The 16407-nt window shown below is 28.6% G+C and carries 21 protein-coding genes; all 21 read right to left on the minus strand.

The genetic code is table 11. The features are described 5' to 3' along the window. Positions 1-11 precede the first annotated feature (11 nt). Positions 12-824: a TlyA family RNA methyltransferase gene (locus BLP75_RS10970; protein WP_092726055.1), complete on the minus strand. Its 813-nt coding sequence runs from the start codon at positions 822-824 to the stop codon at positions 12-14. A 17-nt stretch (positions 825-841) separates the two neighbouring features. Further along, on the minus strand, positions 842-2698 hold the full coding sequence (gene dxs, locus BLP75_RS10975) for a 1-deoxy-D-xylulose-5-phosphate synthase (protein ID WP_092726056.1): 1857 nt from the start codon (positions 2696-2698) through the stop codon (positions 842-844). Between the two features lie 314 nt (positions 2699-3012). After that, positions 3013-3444: a divergent PAP2 family protein gene (locus tag BLP75_RS10980; protein WP_092726057.1), complete on the minus strand. Its 432-nt coding sequence runs from the start codon at positions 3442-3444 to the stop codon at positions 3013-3015. 16 nt (positions 3445-3460) lie between these two features. Then, on the minus strand, positions 3461-4348 hold the full coding sequence (locus tag BLP75_RS10985) for a polyprenyl synthetase family protein (protein ID WP_092726059.1): 888 nt from the start codon (positions 4346-4348) through the stop codon (positions 3461-3463). Positions 4349-4350: 2 nt separating this feature from the next. Next, entirely contained in the window at positions 4351-4566 is a 216-nt protein-coding gene (gene xseB, locus BLP75_RS10990; protein ID WP_092726061.1) for an exodeoxyribonuclease VII small subunit, read from the minus strand. 2 nt (positions 4567-4568) lie between these two features. After that, positions 4569-5774, minus strand: coding sequence for an exodeoxyribonuclease VII large subunit (gene xseA, locus BLP75_RS10995; RefSeq protein ID WP_092726063.1), 1206 nt, complete (start codon positions 5772-5774; stop codon positions 4569-4571). Further along, complete coding sequence (locus BLP75_RS11000) at positions 5746-6732, minus strand: O-sialoglycoprotein endopeptidase (RefSeq protein WP_092726064.1); 987 nt, start codon at positions 6730-6732, stop codon at positions 5746-5748. Before BLP75_RS11000 ends, xseA begins: the two co-directional genes overlap by 29 nt. After that, entirely contained in the window at positions 6713-7216 is a 504-nt protein-coding gene (nusB, locus tag BLP75_RS11005; RefSeq protein WP_092726065.1) for a transcription antitermination factor NusB, read from the minus strand. The genes BLP75_RS11000 and nusB overlap by 20 nt, the downstream gene beginning before the upstream one ends. A 79-nt stretch (positions 7217-7295) precedes the next feature. After that, positions 7296-7658: an Asp23/Gls24 family envelope stress response protein gene (locus BLP75_RS11010; protein WP_092726067.1), complete on the minus strand. Its 363-nt coding sequence runs from the start codon at positions 7656-7658 to the stop codon at positions 7296-7298. A 135-nt stretch (positions 7659-7793) separates the two neighbouring features. Continuing rightward, the gene (locus BLP75_RS11015; protein ID WP_092726068.1) at positions 7794-8447 is read right to left on the minus strand and encodes a SpoIIIAH-like family protein; all 654 of its coding nucleotides are present in this window, start codon (positions 8445-8447) and stop codon (positions 7794-7796) included. Between the two features lie 38 nt (positions 8448-8485). Further along, entirely contained in the window at positions 8486-9040 is a 555-nt protein-coding gene (locus tag BLP75_RS11020; RefSeq protein ID WP_092726069.1) for a stage III sporulation protein AG, read from the minus strand. Between the two features lie 14 nt (positions 9041-9054). Beyond that, complete coding sequence (locus tag BLP75_RS11025) at positions 9055-9639, minus strand: stage III sporulation protein AF (RefSeq protein WP_092726071.1); 585 nt, start codon at positions 9637-9639, stop codon at positions 9055-9057. Between the two features lie 10 nt (positions 9640-9649). Next, complete coding sequence (gene spoIIIAE / locus BLP75_RS11030) at positions 9650-10837, minus strand: stage III sporulation protein AE (RefSeq protein ID WP_092726072.1); 1188 nt, start codon at positions 10835-10837, stop codon at positions 9650-9652. Positions 10838-10851: 14 nt separating this feature from the next. Beyond that, positions 10852-11229 (minus strand): stage III sporulation protein AD, encoded by a 378-nt coding sequence (gene spoIIIAD / locus BLP75_RS11035; protein ID WP_242872427.1) that lies wholly within the window; start codon positions 11227-11229, stop codon positions 10852-10854. A gap of 24 nt (positions 11230-11253) precedes the next feature. Further along, positions 11254-11451, minus strand: a complete 198-nt coding sequence (gene spoIIIAC / locus BLP75_RS11040; protein WP_092726075.1) for a stage III sporulation protein AC — start codon at positions 11449-11451, stop codon at positions 11254-11256. A gap of 10 nt (positions 11452-11461) precedes the next feature. Continuing rightward, entirely contained in the window at positions 11462-11983 is a 522-nt protein-coding gene (locus tag BLP75_RS11045; RefSeq protein WP_092726076.1) for a stage III sporulation protein AB, read from the minus strand. Beyond that, on the minus strand, positions 11973-12941 hold the full coding sequence (spoIIIAA, locus tag BLP75_RS11050; protein WP_092726078.1) for a stage III sporulation protein AA: 969 nt from the start codon (positions 12939-12941) through the stop codon (positions 11973-11975). The genes BLP75_RS11045 and spoIIIAA overlap by 11 nt, the downstream gene beginning before the upstream one ends. Positions 12942-13102: 161 nt before the next feature. Further along, positions 13103-14344 (minus strand): beta-ketoacyl-ACP synthase II, encoded by a 1242-nt coding sequence (gene fabF, locus BLP75_RS11055; RefSeq protein WP_092726079.1) that lies wholly within the window; start codon positions 14342-14344, stop codon positions 13103-13105. 14 nt (positions 14345-14358) lie between these two features. After that, positions 14359-14583, minus strand: coding sequence for an acyl carrier protein (acpP, locus tag BLP75_RS11060; RefSeq protein ID WP_092726081.1), 225 nt, complete (start codon positions 14581-14583; stop codon positions 14359-14361). 116 nt (positions 14584-14699) lie between these two features. Beyond that, on the minus strand, positions 14700-15449 hold the full coding sequence (fabG, locus tag BLP75_RS11065) for a 3-oxoacyl-[acyl-carrier-protein] reductase (RefSeq protein ID WP_092726082.1): 750 nt from the start codon (positions 15447-15449) through the stop codon (positions 14700-14702). Beyond that, positions 15446-16399, minus strand: a complete 954-nt coding sequence (fabD, locus tag BLP75_RS11070) for an ACP S-malonyltransferase (protein WP_092726085.1) — start codon at positions 16397-16399, stop codon at positions 15446-15448. Before fabD ends, fabG begins: the two co-directional genes overlap by 4 nt. Positions 16400-16407 lie beyond the last annotated feature (8 nt).

Here is a 16407-nt window from a genome sequence, read left to right on the forward strand (position 1 = left end):
GTATTAATTTTTTATTTACTCATATTATGAGAAGCTTCAACTACATTAATTATTTTGTTACTATGTTCTTCATTATTAAATACATATCCATCATTTCCATTTCTTAAATGAATTAAGTACTCTATATTACCTTCAGGTCCTTTGATTGGAGAATAATCTAAGCCTAAGATTTCAAATCCATTTTCAACTGCAAAATTAGATATCATTTCTATAACTTCTATATGTGTTGATTTTTCTCTTACTACACCTTTTTTTCCTACTTTTGATTTTCCTGCTTCAAATTGAGGTTTTATTAATGCTACAATTTGACCATCAGGTCTGATTAATTCTTTACATTTAGGAAGAACTAATTTTAAAGATATGAAAGATACATCTATTGATGCAAAGTCTGCAAATTCTTTAGTATTTTCTATAGTTACATGTCTTATATTAGTTCTTTCCATGCATACAACTCTTTCGTCTTGTCTTAATTTCCAAGCAAGTTGACCATATCCAACATCTATAGAAAATACCTTTTTAGCTCCATTTTGTAACATACAGTCCGTAAACCCACCTGTAGAAGAACCTATATCCATACATACTTTATCTTGTAGTGTTAAATCAAAATTATTCATAGCCTTTTCAAGTTTAAGTCCGCCTCTACTTACATATGGTATCGGATTTCCCTTAACTTCTATTTTTGCCTCTTCATCTACATCTGCTCCTGCTTTATCACATCTTTGATTATTAACAAAAACAAGACCTGCCATTATTGCTTTTTTGGCTCTTTCCCTACTTTCAAAATGACCTTGCTCTACTAATAATACATCTATTCTTTTTTTCATAAAATTACCTTTCTAATTTATAAGTTTTTTATTTTTTGTGCTATTTTAATTGGAGATAAACCTATACTATCATATATTTCATCTGCACTTCCATGAGGAACATATTGCTCTGGAAGTCCCATATTTACTATATTTAAATTTAATTTATTATCAATTATAAATTTATTTATTCTACTTCCAAACCCTCCAGTTATTACGTTATCTTCTATAGTTATAACTGTTTTATGTTTTGAAAACATTTCTTTTAAAATATTTTCATCTACTGGCTTTAAAAATCTAGCATTAACTATCGTAGGATTTATGTTGTCATTTAATAACATCTCTTTAGCTTTTATAGCATGATTTACCATAGATCCGATTGCTAATATTACTATGTCCTTACCTTGAGATAAGACTTCATAACTTCCAATTTTTATTGGAGTGTATTCTCCTATATTTAAATAATAACTATTTCCTCTCGGGTATCTTATCGCTACTGGTGTATCCATATCTAAAGATAAGTCCATCATTAATTCTAATTCTTTACTATCTTTAGGAGCCATTACTGTCATGTTTGGTATTGAATTTAAGTAGCTTAAGTCAAACATACCATGATGAGTCTCTCCATCATTTCCAACAATCCCTGCTCTATCTATTAAAAATGTAACTGGTTTTTTAGTTATACAAACATCATGTATTATTTGGTCATATCCTCTTTGTAAAAATGATGAATATACCGCAAAGTAAGGCTTTAATCCACTTTTAGCCAAACCTGCTGAAAACGTAGTGGCATGTTGCTCTGCTATACCTACATCATAATACCTATTTGGATATTTATTTTCAAATATATTTAATCCAGTCCCTGATGGCATGGCTGCAGTTATAGCAACTACTCTGTTATCCTCTTGTGCCATAGAAACCAATTTTTCTCCTACTAAAGCTGATATAGATTTACTTGAACCGCTTTTAACACCTTCTTTTATATCAAACTTAGAAACTCCATGATATTTATGAGGTTCATTTTCAGCATATCTATAACCCTTACCTTTTTTAGTTATAACATGAAGCAATATAGGACCTTTTTTGTTTTTAGCTTTATTTAGTATATCTATTAATTCTTTAGTATTATGACCATCAATTGGGCCATAATATTTTATTCCTATAGAATCAAAAAATGCGCAATCTTGTGGGACAAACTTACTAATAATACTATCTTTAACTTTATTAGCTGTCTTAGATATTAATTTGCCTCCAGGAGCTACATTTAATATTTTTTCCACTTCATCTTTTACTTTATTTGCTGTTGAATTTCTTATTATACCCGATAGATGTCTAGACATTCCGCCAACATTTTTATCTATAGACATTTCATTATCATTTAATATAACTATCATATCTGTATTAGTATAACCTAGATGATTTAGTGCTTCTAAAGCCATCCCTCCCGTTATAGATCCATCACCTATAACAGCTATTACACTTCCATCTTCATTTTTTATATCTCTTGCACAAGCAATACCTTGAGCCACCGATATAGATGTACTACTATGTCCCGTATCAAATATATCATGAGGACTTTCATTCTCCTTAGGGAATCCACTTAGTCCATTAAATTGCCTTAAAGATACAAAATCATCTTTTCTTCCTGTTACTATCTTATGCACATAAGATTGGTGACCTACGTCCCAAACTATCTTGTCCCTCGGGCTATCAAAAACTTTATGTAGAGCTAACGTAAGTTCTACTATACCTAAATTAGATGCTAAGTGACCTCCTGTTTGAGAAACAGACCTAACTAAGAATTTTCTTATATCTTTTGCTAACATATCCATTTCTTCAGTATTCATACTTTTAACATCACTTGGAGAATTTACTTTATCTAAATATTTATACATATTTTCCTCACCTTTTGCTTAGTAAATTTCTTTACTTGATTTATAACCATCTTTATATGTTTTATTTTCAAATATAAATTTTAATTTCAATACTTGCAACTTCTTGTATCTAAAAAATGAATATACCTTAGTATTGACTAAGTTATATTCATTTTATAACTACATTAAAACATTTGCTTATATCTTAACTCTTATGCTGGTTAAAATAAATCTTTAGCTTATTCTGTTTATAAATTTAGAAGTTATTAATGATTTCTAACTTTTCAATACTTTGATAAATAAAAATTATATCACAAGCTACAATGTTTTTCAATTTACCCTAAGATTAGTGCTGTTACTATTCCTAAAATAGCTCCAAAGAAAACTTCTATAGGTGTATGTCCTACTAGTTCTTTTAATTTTTTGTTTTCTATTTGTTTTTTATGATGTATATCATCAACAATTTGGTTTAAAATAGCCGCTTGCTTTCCCACTGAACGTCTAACGCCTGTAGCATCATACATTATTATCAATGCAAAAACACATACGATAGCAAAATCTGTTGATGCAAAGCCTCTTTCTATTCCTACCATTGTGCCTAAACTAGTTACAAATGAGCTATGAGAACTTGGCATTCCTCCTGATGTAAATATTCTAGCCAGTTCTATTCTTTTTCCTTTACCTGTAAATATTTTTATAAATTGAGCTAAGAAACACGCAAATATACTTATGCCTAAAACCTTGTTGTTAAAAACCTCTGCAAACATGTTTTTTTGTTCCTCCTTAGTATTCTCTAGCTATTATGTAATCAGCCAATCCATTTAAGAACTCAACATTTTCTGAAAGTTTTTCTATGCTTTTTTTAGCTTCACTAATTAATTCATTTGCAATTTCTTTTGATTTTTCAAGTCCTAATAGCGATGGATAAGTTGATTTATTATTATCTATATCACTTCCTACTTTTTTCCCTAATTTTGCTTCATCTCCAACTATATCTAAGATATCATCTACTATTTGGAATGATAGTCCTATATTTTTAGCATACTTCGTTATTTCATCTATTTGTTCTTCATTAGCATCACCTATTATAGCACCCGCTCTCATACACCCTATAATAATTGCTGCTGTTTTATTATTATGAATATAGTCCAATTTTTCTTTTGGTATTTGTTCATTTTCACTTTGAACATCTACCACCTGTCCACCTATCATACCATATATGCCTGAACTCTTTGCGATTTCATTTATTGCTCTTAGATATTTTTCAGGATTTTTTTTACCAAGTGAAGATGATAACATTACTTCAAACGCGTAGTTTAAAAGTGCATCTCCTGCAAGTATTGCCATATCTTCACCATAAACTATATGATTTGTTTTTCTTCCTCTCCTTAAATCATCATTATCAAGAGCAGGTAAATCATCATGTATTAATGAATATGTATGTATCATCTCAATGGCTACTGCAAAAGGAATTGCATCTTCCTCGTTTCCACCTACGATTTTACAAGCTTCTAGTGTTAATATTGGTCTTAATCTTTTTCCTCCTGCACTTAAGCTATAATTCATTGACTCCATTATGGTTTTTTGATACCCTTCTTCTTTGGGCATATATTTATTTAGTAGTTCTTCTATATAAATCGCTCTTTCTTTAAGGACTGTTTTAAATTCCAATTTTATTCCTCCCTCAGATTCATTTCTTCTTCTATACCTAATTGATTAAATTTAGTTATTTTTAGTTGGGCATTCTCTAAAAGCTTATTGCAATGTTTATAAAGACTTATTCCTTCTTCATATAAGCTCAATGATTCATCTAAACTGGAATTTTTAGATTCTAGTTTTTCTAAAATAATCTCTAGTTTATTATAAGCTTCTTCATATGTTAAATTCATATTTATACCTCTTTATTTTTTATTTTTTCTACAATACACTCTATATTGCCATCTTTTAAAGTTATATCTAAACAATCTTTAAACTCAATATCACTTATACTATTTATTACTTCTTTATTTTTTTGAACTATACTATAACCTCTATCTATAGTAGCTAATGGACTTAGATTATGTAGTATTGCTCCAAGTTTTGAAAGCTTTTCTTTTTTTAAGCTTATGTTGTTTTCTACTTCAAAATTTATTTTATCATATATTTTATCTAATTGTATAATTTTATCTCTTATTATGTATGCTTCTAGCTGTTTATGTATGTTTTCAAATGTATGTTTTAATTTATATTCATTTACTTTAGATATATTAATCAGTGACTTATTCATCCTATTTAGAATGTTTTCTAGCTTATAATTAATTTCTTGTAAAGATGGTGTTGCTAATTCCGCTGCTGCAGATGGTGTGGGAGCTCTCATATCTGCAACAAAATCACAAATAGTAAAATCTGTTTCATGACCTACAGCAGAAATTATAGGTATATTAGATTCAAATATAGCTCTTGCTACTATTTCTTCATTGAATGACCAAAGTTCTTCTAATGAACCTCCACCTCTGCCTAAAATTATAGTATCCACGTTACATCTTTCATTAAAAAATTTTATTCCTTCACATATTTCGAATTTTGAATTATGACCTTGAACGGTTACGGAGTATAACTTTATTTCAACCTTTGGGTATCTTCTTTTGATAACATTTATTATGTCTTTTATAACCGCTCCAGTTTGAGATGTAATTACACCTATTGTTTTTGGTATTTTTGGTATCTGCTTTTTATACTTATATTCAAATAATCCTTCTTCATTTAATTTTTCTTTTAGTTTATTAAATTCTATGTATAAGTTTCCTATTCCATCTAGTTCTATCGAATCTATATATAATTGGTAAGATCCATCTCTTTCATAAACTGAAATATATCCATTTGCTATTATTTTAGATCCATTATCAAGACTTAATTTTTTATCATATTTATTTTTAAATATTACACTGTTAAGTTTAGAATTTTCATCTTTTAATGACAAGTATACATTGCCACTACTATGAACTTTAAAGTTAGATATTTCACCCTTTACTTTTAAGTTATATAATATTGGATCATTACTTAAGATTCTTTTAATGTATGAATTAGCCTCACTTATACTCATCGCTCTTATTTTCAAATTTTTTCACTCCTATTGCAGCACATCCAACTGCATTATCAGTTGAGTATTCTGGTTTGGTAAAATAAGCATTTGTTTTATATTTTTTCAATTTTAGTATTAATTCTTTTGATACATATTTACTAGCTGATACGCCTCCTGCAAATACAACTTCATTTACATTATAAGCTTTCGTTAAGTAAATTATTGACTTTAACATATTTCTAACAACAGCATCTAGCAATAATTTACTTATATATTCTTTGTCTTTTTGAACTATTATTTTTTTTACCTGATTTTCTAGACCAGATAAATTCATATATCCATCTTTTACTGATGTTTTTAATCCTTGCTCTATCTTTTCATTACAATTTATTGCATTCTCATCTATATACTTTCCAGCAGGAAAGTCATATCCCATTTCAACACCAATTCTATCAATAAGTTGTCCAAAACTTATGTCTTTTGTCCCTCCAACTATATCTATATCATATCCATTTTTTTCTTTATTAAATCTACATAAGAGTATTTCTGTTGTTCCTCCAGACATATGAACAGATAAAAATCTTTGTTTATCTTTTATATTATTAGTTAATAAACTAGCTTCTATATGATTTTCTTGATGAGTAGTCTCATATATTTCACAGCTTATCATTGATGATAAAAGCTTAGAAAAATTCAAACCTACAGTAAACACAGGCATATATGATCCTTCTATTGGTCTAGGTTTTGAAGATACACATATTCCTTTTATATTATAATTTTTTAAAATATCTTTTAATTCTTTATCTAACTCTCCTAAATTTTTAACATGTTGAAATACAGCTTCACTTTGTCTTAATCCTTTGCTGTTATTTTTTACTTCCAACATGATTTTTTTGTTAAATATTACTTTTTTGCCTAAAGATATAGCTGCTATAGAAGTTGTATAGCAGCTAGTATCTATTCCGATTATTATATTATTTTCCTGAAAGCTCATTAACTACGCTTCCTAATATTCCGTTAATAAATTTAGGAGTTTTATCATCACAGTAAACTTTTGCAATTTCTACAGCTTCATTTATAGAAACTTTATTAGGTATTTCTTCCATGAAAAGTATCTCACATATTGATAATTTTAATATTGCTAAATCTACTTTTGGCATTCTTTCTATTGTCCAGTTTTTAGCATATTTATTTATTAATTCATTTATCTTATCGTTATTTTCCTTTAGTAAGTTACATATTTTTATCATATAAGTCTTGTCAACAACATCTTCTATATCTAAATTTCCAAGTTCTAATTCTGGATTATTAGAGTATTGTAATCTAAGTTCTTCGTATCTATTAACTATATATTCTAAATTATTGTTTAAAAATCCGTCTAACATAGTTTCCATTTCTTCTTTAGTTACATCCGATTGGTATATCAATTTCATCATGTACTCTCTACTAGTTACTTTTTTTGCTTTATCGTTCTTCATTGGCTGTAATCCTCCTTCAATTCCTATTATGCACACATTACACAAGAAAAAAACCCTCTGGTTTTACAGAGGGCATATATTAACTTTTCTTTACTTGCTTAGCTTCTTCTTTTTCAGCTTTTTCTTTTTTAAAGCTGATTCCTTGAACATGTATATTCACTTGAGAAACGTTCAAACCTGTCATTGTTTCAACAGTATTTTTTACATTTTCTTGAATTTTAAAAGCTATATCTGGTATAGATACACCGTACTCTATCATAACCATTATGTCTAAGTTAACTTCCTCTTCTTCTATTTGTATTTTAACGCCGTTGTTTTTAAGTATTTTATCTGTGAACGTTGTATTAGTTTCTACACCTTCAACCTCTAATGCTGCAAGTCCTGCTATAGTAGCAATTACATCATTAGATATTTTCACTTGTCCAAAATTATTATTTTCCATGATAAATTGTACCCCCTTGTTTAAGGAACTATTTTATAAATATAATAATACCAAATACCAGCCAAATTTGCAAGAAAATAACCTCAGTACTTACTGAGGTTTATTTAAACTTACTTATTTTAAATTTTAAACAATCTATTTATTATTCATTAACTTTATAGCCTCATATTTAACATTAGCTTGTTCTGCCACTAAGTCAAACACTTTAGCTGCATCTTCTTTTTCAAATTTTTCTTCATTAACAACTACATTTACACTTCCATTACTTATGTATACTAACGCATCTTCAAATCCCTTTGTACTTAAAAGATTCTCTATTTTAAGTTCAGTTTCTTGATCTTTTACTAATTGTAATTTCATTGATGATGCTTCTTTTCTTGATTCTTCAGAAGTAGATGGATTATTTATCATTTCATTTAAATCTTGTGTTAATTCATTTCTTTGTTTTTCTCTAGTCATTTTCATATCTAATATGTATGTAGCTTTTTTCATATTTTTTTCTGAAGTTAGTTGATTTTTTATTTCCTTACTAGTTTCTGTAACTTTTTCTTCTACATTAGCTTCTCCTGCTTTGCTATCAACTATTTTTATATCTTCTTCTTTTTTTGCATCTTTTTTATCTGACTTATCTGAGTTTTTATCCATTTGAGCTTGTTCATACGCTTTTAACTCTTTTCCTGTTTCTATTGCTGATTTCTCACTTAATTTATAGTTCACTATCCCTGTTACTACTAATAATGATGATAAGGCTAATACTACAAGTCCTCTTCCCTTATAATTAAATTTCATTTTTATCCCCCCAAGTTTAATATAATCAATTTTTAAAATTATTTGCTATATATTTCTACTTGATGTCCTGATATTTGAAGTGCAGTTTGTACTGCACTGTATAATGTTTCTTTTACTTTTGGATCACTAGCACCGCTAGCCACCACTATAACCCCTTTAATTTTAGGTTCATTAGTTTTTATTACTATAGGTTCATTTGAATTAGAAGTTATCATAGTTTTATTCTCGCTTGATGTTGTAACTGTTCTTTCTCCACCTTTAGTATCTTTCTCTTCTGTTTTTTCCATTGTTGAATTGGAGTTAAAAGCAGGTTCTATTGCTTCACTTGATTCAAATGTAATCATTACATCTAATTCACCAGCTCCATCAATTTGAGATAATATCTTTTTAAGTTTTTGCTCTAATGATACTTGAGATGCTTGTTCACTTTCTTGATTTACTTGAGCTTTGTTTTTTTCATCTACCTTTTTATCCAGCTCTTTTTTATCATCTGTAAAGCTAGGAATTACTATAAGAGCTATTGCACAAACAACTCCTAAGGATAAAAGTGTGTAAATCTTTTTTTTATCTTTTTCATTTAAGTTTTTAAACATTCACCCAACTCCTATTAATCAATTTCTATATCATCAATTGATACATCTAGTATTTTTACTAAATCTTTTTTCAGTTTATCGCTATCTAAATTTAGTTCATGTTCTTCTTTTACTTCTTTTTGATCTTTATCTTTAAATGCTTGTTTTAAGTTTTCCTTTTCCTTAGATTGTATGTCCTCTTTTTCACTTTTATTACTATTTTTTTCTTTAATTTTTATATTTTCTATATCTGATCCGTTAAACTCCATATCTTTGAGCTCATATCCATATTCCCCAAGCTTTAATTCTAAAACTTCCTTTAATCCATCTTCATATCCTTTAGATAAACTATTATGTCCTGTTTTATCTGCTAATTCATTTATACTGTCTACGTACTCTTTGTTGTATTTTCCTATAGACTTTAAAATTGTATCTTCTAAACTAATATTTTTTGAAAATAACCCTATTATTGGAGTTAAAACTATAAATACGAAAATAAAATTTACAACTAAATTTATGTATGGTTTTAGCTTGGACGATGGCAAAATCATATCAACAATATTAACTATAAATGCTCCTATCAATATTGTTACAATCCACATTTTTATATTATCTAACATACTACACCTCTTATCCCTGAGCTACTACACTTATTGATGTTATAATAGCAACTGTTACAAAGAACATTATTGTAATTGCTATTATACAAGCCAGCATAATTACCATTAGATTAGCTACTTCATTTAAAAAACTTGAAATCCCTTCTTCTCCTATAGGTTCTACCACTATAGCAGATATTTTATAAACAAATATTATAGATAATATTTTTATAACAGGCACTAGACAAATTGCAACTAATAATACTAATCCAATTCCTCCAAATACACCTTTTATTAATTGAGATGACGAAAGAAGTATATCTACTGAATCAGATACAAAGCCTCCTACAACAGGAATAAAATTTCCTATTGCAAATTTAGCTGTTTTCACTGTGAAATTGTCTATATTTTTTACATAGAGACCTTGCATAGACACAAGACCTAAGTATATTGTGAACATAGCTCCTAAAGATACTAAATTAATTTGTTTTATAAATGATGACAACTTTTTCAACCTAACATTTTTTGATAAGTTGTTTATAACTAAAATCGCAAATGCTACTGCTATAGATACAAATAAAAACTTCTTGAATATTACATTTATAAAAGTAACGCCTCCTATAAATAAGGGATTTAAAACTGTTGATGTAATCGGAAATCCAATAAGAACTAATAAAGTTATCAATACTGGCATTATTACTTGCATAAGCCCTACGGTGGAATCTATAGTTGAATTACATATGTCTAATACATCTTTAAACCCAACTAAAACAAGAGTAACCATAGTTATAAATATTATGTAAGTGGTGATCTGGCTTACAGCTCCTGATGAAAATGAATTATCTAGACTTTTTAATACTGATGACAATAGTGCAAGCACTAATATTATTGCAGCTATTTTTAAGCTAGATTTTAATTCTTCAAATAATATAACTTTTATACCTTCTTTATTAAATAAATCCAATAATGTTTTATCTCCGCTTATTAGGTCTTTTACAAATGTCTTCAAATTTACATCTTGAAGTGCTGATGATTCTTTTACAAAATTTTCAATTTCATCTATGTCTATTTTTTCTAACTGTCCATCAATATATTTGTCTATACTTTTTTTAGTATCCTCATAACTTTCACCTTCTTTAGTATCATTTGCAAATCCTATAAAAAATGAGCTTAACACTAATAATAAAGTGAGTATAGTTCCTAAAATTTTTTTTTTCATAAGTAATCATTCTCCTATGGGATAATATTTATTATCATTTCTACAATAGATAAGAGTATCGGGAATGACATTGTCATAACTATTATTTTTCCGCCAAATTCTAATTTAGCTGCTATATTTCCTTCCCCACAATCTTTGCAAAGCTGTATAGCAAATTCCATAAGGTACGCTATCCCAATTAATTTTATTATGAGAGTTATATACATAGAAGGTATATTAGCTTTTTGAGCTAAATTTTCAATACTTTCTACTATAAAATTCAATTTAAATATTACTGATAATAATATTGTTATTCCTGTAAGTATTGCTATAAACATCGCCATTTCAGGTCTATCTTTTTTTATTACTAAACAGAGAGTTGTTGATATTATTGCAATCCCTACTAATTGCATTACTTCCAAACTATCTCCTCCTCTTTAGTAAAGTTGAAACATTGTTCTTACAGCATTAAATAAATCTCCTATTTCGGTTAACACCATTCCTAAAACAATTATCACACCAGCTAGTGTAGTTAAGCTTGCCCAATCTTTTCTATCTGATTTTTCTAAAAGCATATTAAGAATTGATATCAAAAGCCCTATCCCAGCAACTTTTATTATTAAAGATATATCCATACTCATCCCCCTATATCAAAATAATTCCTATAGCTATTCCTATAACTGTAGATAATTTTCGGTAAACTATACCTTTCTTTTCTACGTCTTCTTTTGTTTCAGTTGTAATTTTTTTCAAATTTTCAATTGATAAATCTATCATTCTAGCTTGTGAATCTATATCGCTTCTACCTAATGTCAATAAAAGCTTTTTTAATTCATCAACCTCCTTTTCTTGCAAATAGGTTTCTTTAAATAGAATTTGCATGTTGTCATTTAAAATTTCGTCTAACATTTTACTTTGATTATTTTTTAAATCACTCTCCATTGTTTTAAAAAATAAAGATGTACAGTACTCAGTCTTATCTCCTACCCTCTTAAAAATTTCTTCTAGTGTATACATTCCAAAGGATAAATCCATTCTTATTATCTCTAATATTCTTATGAGATCATTTACTTGTTTATGCCTATTTGTATAAGCTTTATAAATGTACTCTCCTATTAAATAACTACAAGCAACTAAAATTCCAATTATAATTATTTTAATTTGCAAAATACCATCTCTTTTCTTCTAAATCATATATTTTTTCAACGGTTCCTGGTCCCTTTTTAGCTGATAATATTATTACTTTCTTAAATAAATCTTTATCTAATAAGTTACTTAATTCTTTTCTACTTTTGATATCTTCTATTGAATCGCCATGAACAGTTGTAATTAAGTTTACTCCTCCATTTAAAGCTGTATATAAAGCTTTAATTTCATCTATATTTCCAATTTCATCTGTTACTATTAAATTTGGTGACATAGATCTTAAAAGCATCATTATCCCTAAATCTTTTGGACATGTTTCAATTATATCTGTTCTTATACCAACATCCATCTGAGGCACCCCCAAATAAGATCCTGATATTTCATTACGTTCATCTATCAATGCTACTTTTATCCCTTTAAATCCATAGTCTCTATTTCCATTACTTAAGTTCCTTACTATATCTCTTATTAAAGTTGTTTTACCACATTGAGGGGGTGATATTATCAAAGTGTTATTAACCTGGTTATCTCCTCTAATAATATGAGACAATATATTGTTAGAGCACCCTATAATCTCTCTAGATACCCTTATGTTTAAAGATGATATATGCTTCATATTTTTCACCTGACCATCTTCAACAATTGCTTTTCCAACTAGACCTACTCTATGTCCACCCCTAAGCGTTATAAATCCCTTTTTTATATCATCCATAAATGAATGTATAGAGTATTTGCAAATAATTTGAAAGGTTTGCTCTATGTCTTCCTTGGTCACAATATATGGGTTGTCCATTTTTGTATCTAACTTATTTAGATTCTGATTATAAAAATAATCTCTATTATTTGCATTTAAGATAAGCGGCTTTTGAGAACGAAGTCTAATTTCTTCAATATTAATATCATTTCTAGAGATATTTTTTATTTTTTCTCTTAAATTAACTGATAATGAGTTAATTATTTCATCACTAAGTTTATTCATACCTTGTCCTCCTCCTTTGTTTATATAAACATTCTATTAATAAAAACTAAAAAATATTACAAAAAAAAGAAGTCAATTGACTTCTTTTTTTATTTAAACTTATAATTTATATAAAAATATCCCCTGGTTAAACTAAAATTAACCAGGGGATATTTTTACATTTATTTATCATACTTTTTTAATACTAAAGTAGCATTATGTCCACCAAATCCTAACGAGTTAGACATGGCATATCTTATTTCTTTATCTCTACCATTATCTAGTACATAGTCTAAATCTAAATCCTCATCAACTTCATTTACATTTATTGTCGGAGGCACAAAGCTATCATTTATACTCATTGCACATATAACAGCTTCTACTGCTCCTGCTGCTCCTAACAAATGTCCTGTCATTGATTTTGTAGATGAAACACATAAATCATATGCTTTTTCTTTAAATACGTTTTTAATAGCTTGTGTTTCCAATCTATCATTATATAAAGTAGATGTTCCATGAGCATTTATATAATCCACTTCATCTAAAGGAACATTCCCATCTTGAAGTGCCATTTCCATAGAACGAGTAGCTCCTTCTCCACCTTCTGCTGGAGTAGTCATATGATATGCATCCGCAGTTAGTCCATAACCAACAACTTCTGCATATATTTTAGCATTACGATTTAAAGCATGCTCTAATTCTTCTAGTATAAGAATTCCTGCACCTTCTCCCATTACAAATCCATCTCTATCTTTATCAAATGGTCTTGATGCAGTCTTAGGGTCATCATTTCTAGTAGACATCGCCTTCATATTACAGAATCCAGCAAATGCAAGAGCTGTTACTGGGGCTTCACTACCTCCAGCCACCATTATGTCTGCATCTCCTCTTTGTATTATCTTAAAGGCATCTCCTATAGAATGAGTTCCCGATGCACAAGCTGTACAAACATTAGTATTTGGACCCTTAGCACCTAACGCTATAGAAACTTGACCAGCAGCCATATTTCCTATCATCATAGGCACGAAAAATGGGCTTACTCTTTTATTTCCTTTATCTAATAAAATTTTATGCTGTTCTTCTATTGTTTCAACTCCGCCTATTCCAGATCCTATTATTACACCCATACGATCTCTATTTACAGAGTCTATATCTATATTTGCATCTTTTACTGCCATTTTAGATGAAACTATTGCATACTGAGTAAATTTATCTAATCTTTTTATTTCTTTTTTATTTATATATTCTTCAGGATTAAATTCTTTTAGTTCTCCAGCTACTTGTGTTTGGAAAGTACTTGCATCAAATCTAGTTACTTTATCTATACCACACACACCAGCTTTAATATTTTTCCAAAATTCTTCTTTTCCATTTCCAACAGGTGTTACACATCCAAGCCCTGTTACTACAACTCTCTTTTTCATAGAGAATACCTCCACTATTTATTAGCTTCTATAAATCTTACTATATCTCCTATAGATTTAAAGTTTTCTGCTTCAGTATCTGGTATTTCAACTCCGCATTCATCTTCTAAAGCCATTATTATTTCTACTGCATCTAATGAATCTGCTTCTAAATCTTTCATTAAAGAAGTCTCCATTGTTATTTCTTTATCCTCTACACTTAATTGATCTCTTACTATTTCTACAACTTTTTCAAACATTTCTGTTTCCTCCTAATTATTTTATATTTTTATTATTCTAAATTTTCAGTCATAATATTTTATATTTCTTACTAGGAAATATAAATCAACTTATTAGTACTTTAACTTGATTAAATTTATTGCATTACCATACCACCATCTACATTTATAACTTGGCCTGTAACATAACTTGACATGTCACTTGCTAAAAATGCAACTACATTTGCTACATCTTCAGGTTTACCAAATGTAGTTTTAGGTATGTTATTTAACATATTTTGTTTAACTTCTTCACTTAAAACTCTTGTCATATCTGTATCTATAAATCCTGGAGCAACTGCATTTATATTTATATTTCTTGAAGCTAGTTCTCTTGCAGTTGATTTAGTAAATCCTATAACACCAGCTTTTGATGCACAGTAATTTGCTTGACCAGCATTACCTATAACTCCAACTACAGAAGCCATATTTATTATTTTTCCATATTTATTTTTCATCATAGGCTTTGTAACAGCTTTTGTACAATTAAATACACCTTTTAGATTTATTTCTATAACTTTATCAAAATCTTCTTCTTTCATTCTCATTAATAATCCATCTCTAGTTATACCAGCATTATTTACAAGTATATCAACTTTTCCAAATTCCTCTAATGTTTTATTAACCATATCATTTACTTCTTCTGATTTTGATACATCACATTTCAGCGTTATGCACTTTACACCTAATGCTTCAATCTCTTCTTTAGTTTTTAAGGCTTCATCCTCTTTTGATGTATAGTTAATAACTAAGTTAGAACCTAACGATGCTAGCTTCTTAGCTACTTCTTTCCCTATACCTCTAGACCCACCTGTAACTATCGCTACTCTTGAGTTTAAATCCATCATACTATCTCTCCATTTCTGTAAATTTTAATAAATTCTTCTAATGAATCAGTATCTTCTATATTATAAATATTTACATCCATTTTTCTGTTTGATGATATTTTTTTAATAAATCCTTTTAATGTCTTTCCTGGTCCTATTTCTATAAAGGTATCATAACCTTCATCTAATAATCTTTCTATTGAATCTTCCCACAATACAGAAGAGCTAACCTGTTGTATAAGTAAATCTTTACCTTCATTTTCATAATAACTAGCGTTTACATTTGATACTACTGATATCTTTGGGGTTCTCAAGTTAACTTTGTCTAGTTCTTTTGATAATTTAATTCCAGCATCTTTTAGCATAGATGAATGAAACGGTCCACTTACATTTAACTTAACAGCTCTTTTTGCTCCATTTTCTTTTAGCTTTATCATAGCTTCATCTATATGTTTACTTTCTCCTGATATAACTATTTGACCTGGAGAATTATAATTTGCAACTTCAACAATCCCACTATCAATACTCTTTATAATATTTTCTACCTTATCTCTATTTAATCCAAGTATAGCAGCCATTGCTCCTTTTCCTTGAGGTACTGTATCTTGCATAAATTTCCCTCTTTTTTTAACAAGTGATACTGCATCATTAAATTCTATAGCATCTGCTGCTACTAGTGCACTATATTCACCTAAAGATAATCCTAAACAAGCATCATACTTTAAATCTAGTGCATCATTTAAAGCTTCAAATAATGCTATACTATGAGTAACTATGGCAGGTTGAGTATTTTCTGTTTTTGATAGTTCTTCATCACTACCTTCAAACATTATGTTTTTTAAATCCATATCTAAAGCATCACATGCATTATCTATAATTTTTTTTGCTATTTGATTATTTTCATATACATCTTTAGCCATACCTACATATTGTGATCCTTGACCCGGAAATACTAATGCTATTTTTCCCATTTATTACC

It is taken from the genome of Romboutsia lituseburensis DSM 797, from assembly GCF_900103615.1.
Lineage (GTDB): Bacteria > Bacillota > Clostridia > Peptostreptococcales > Peptostreptococcaceae > Romboutsia_F > Romboutsia_F lituseburensis.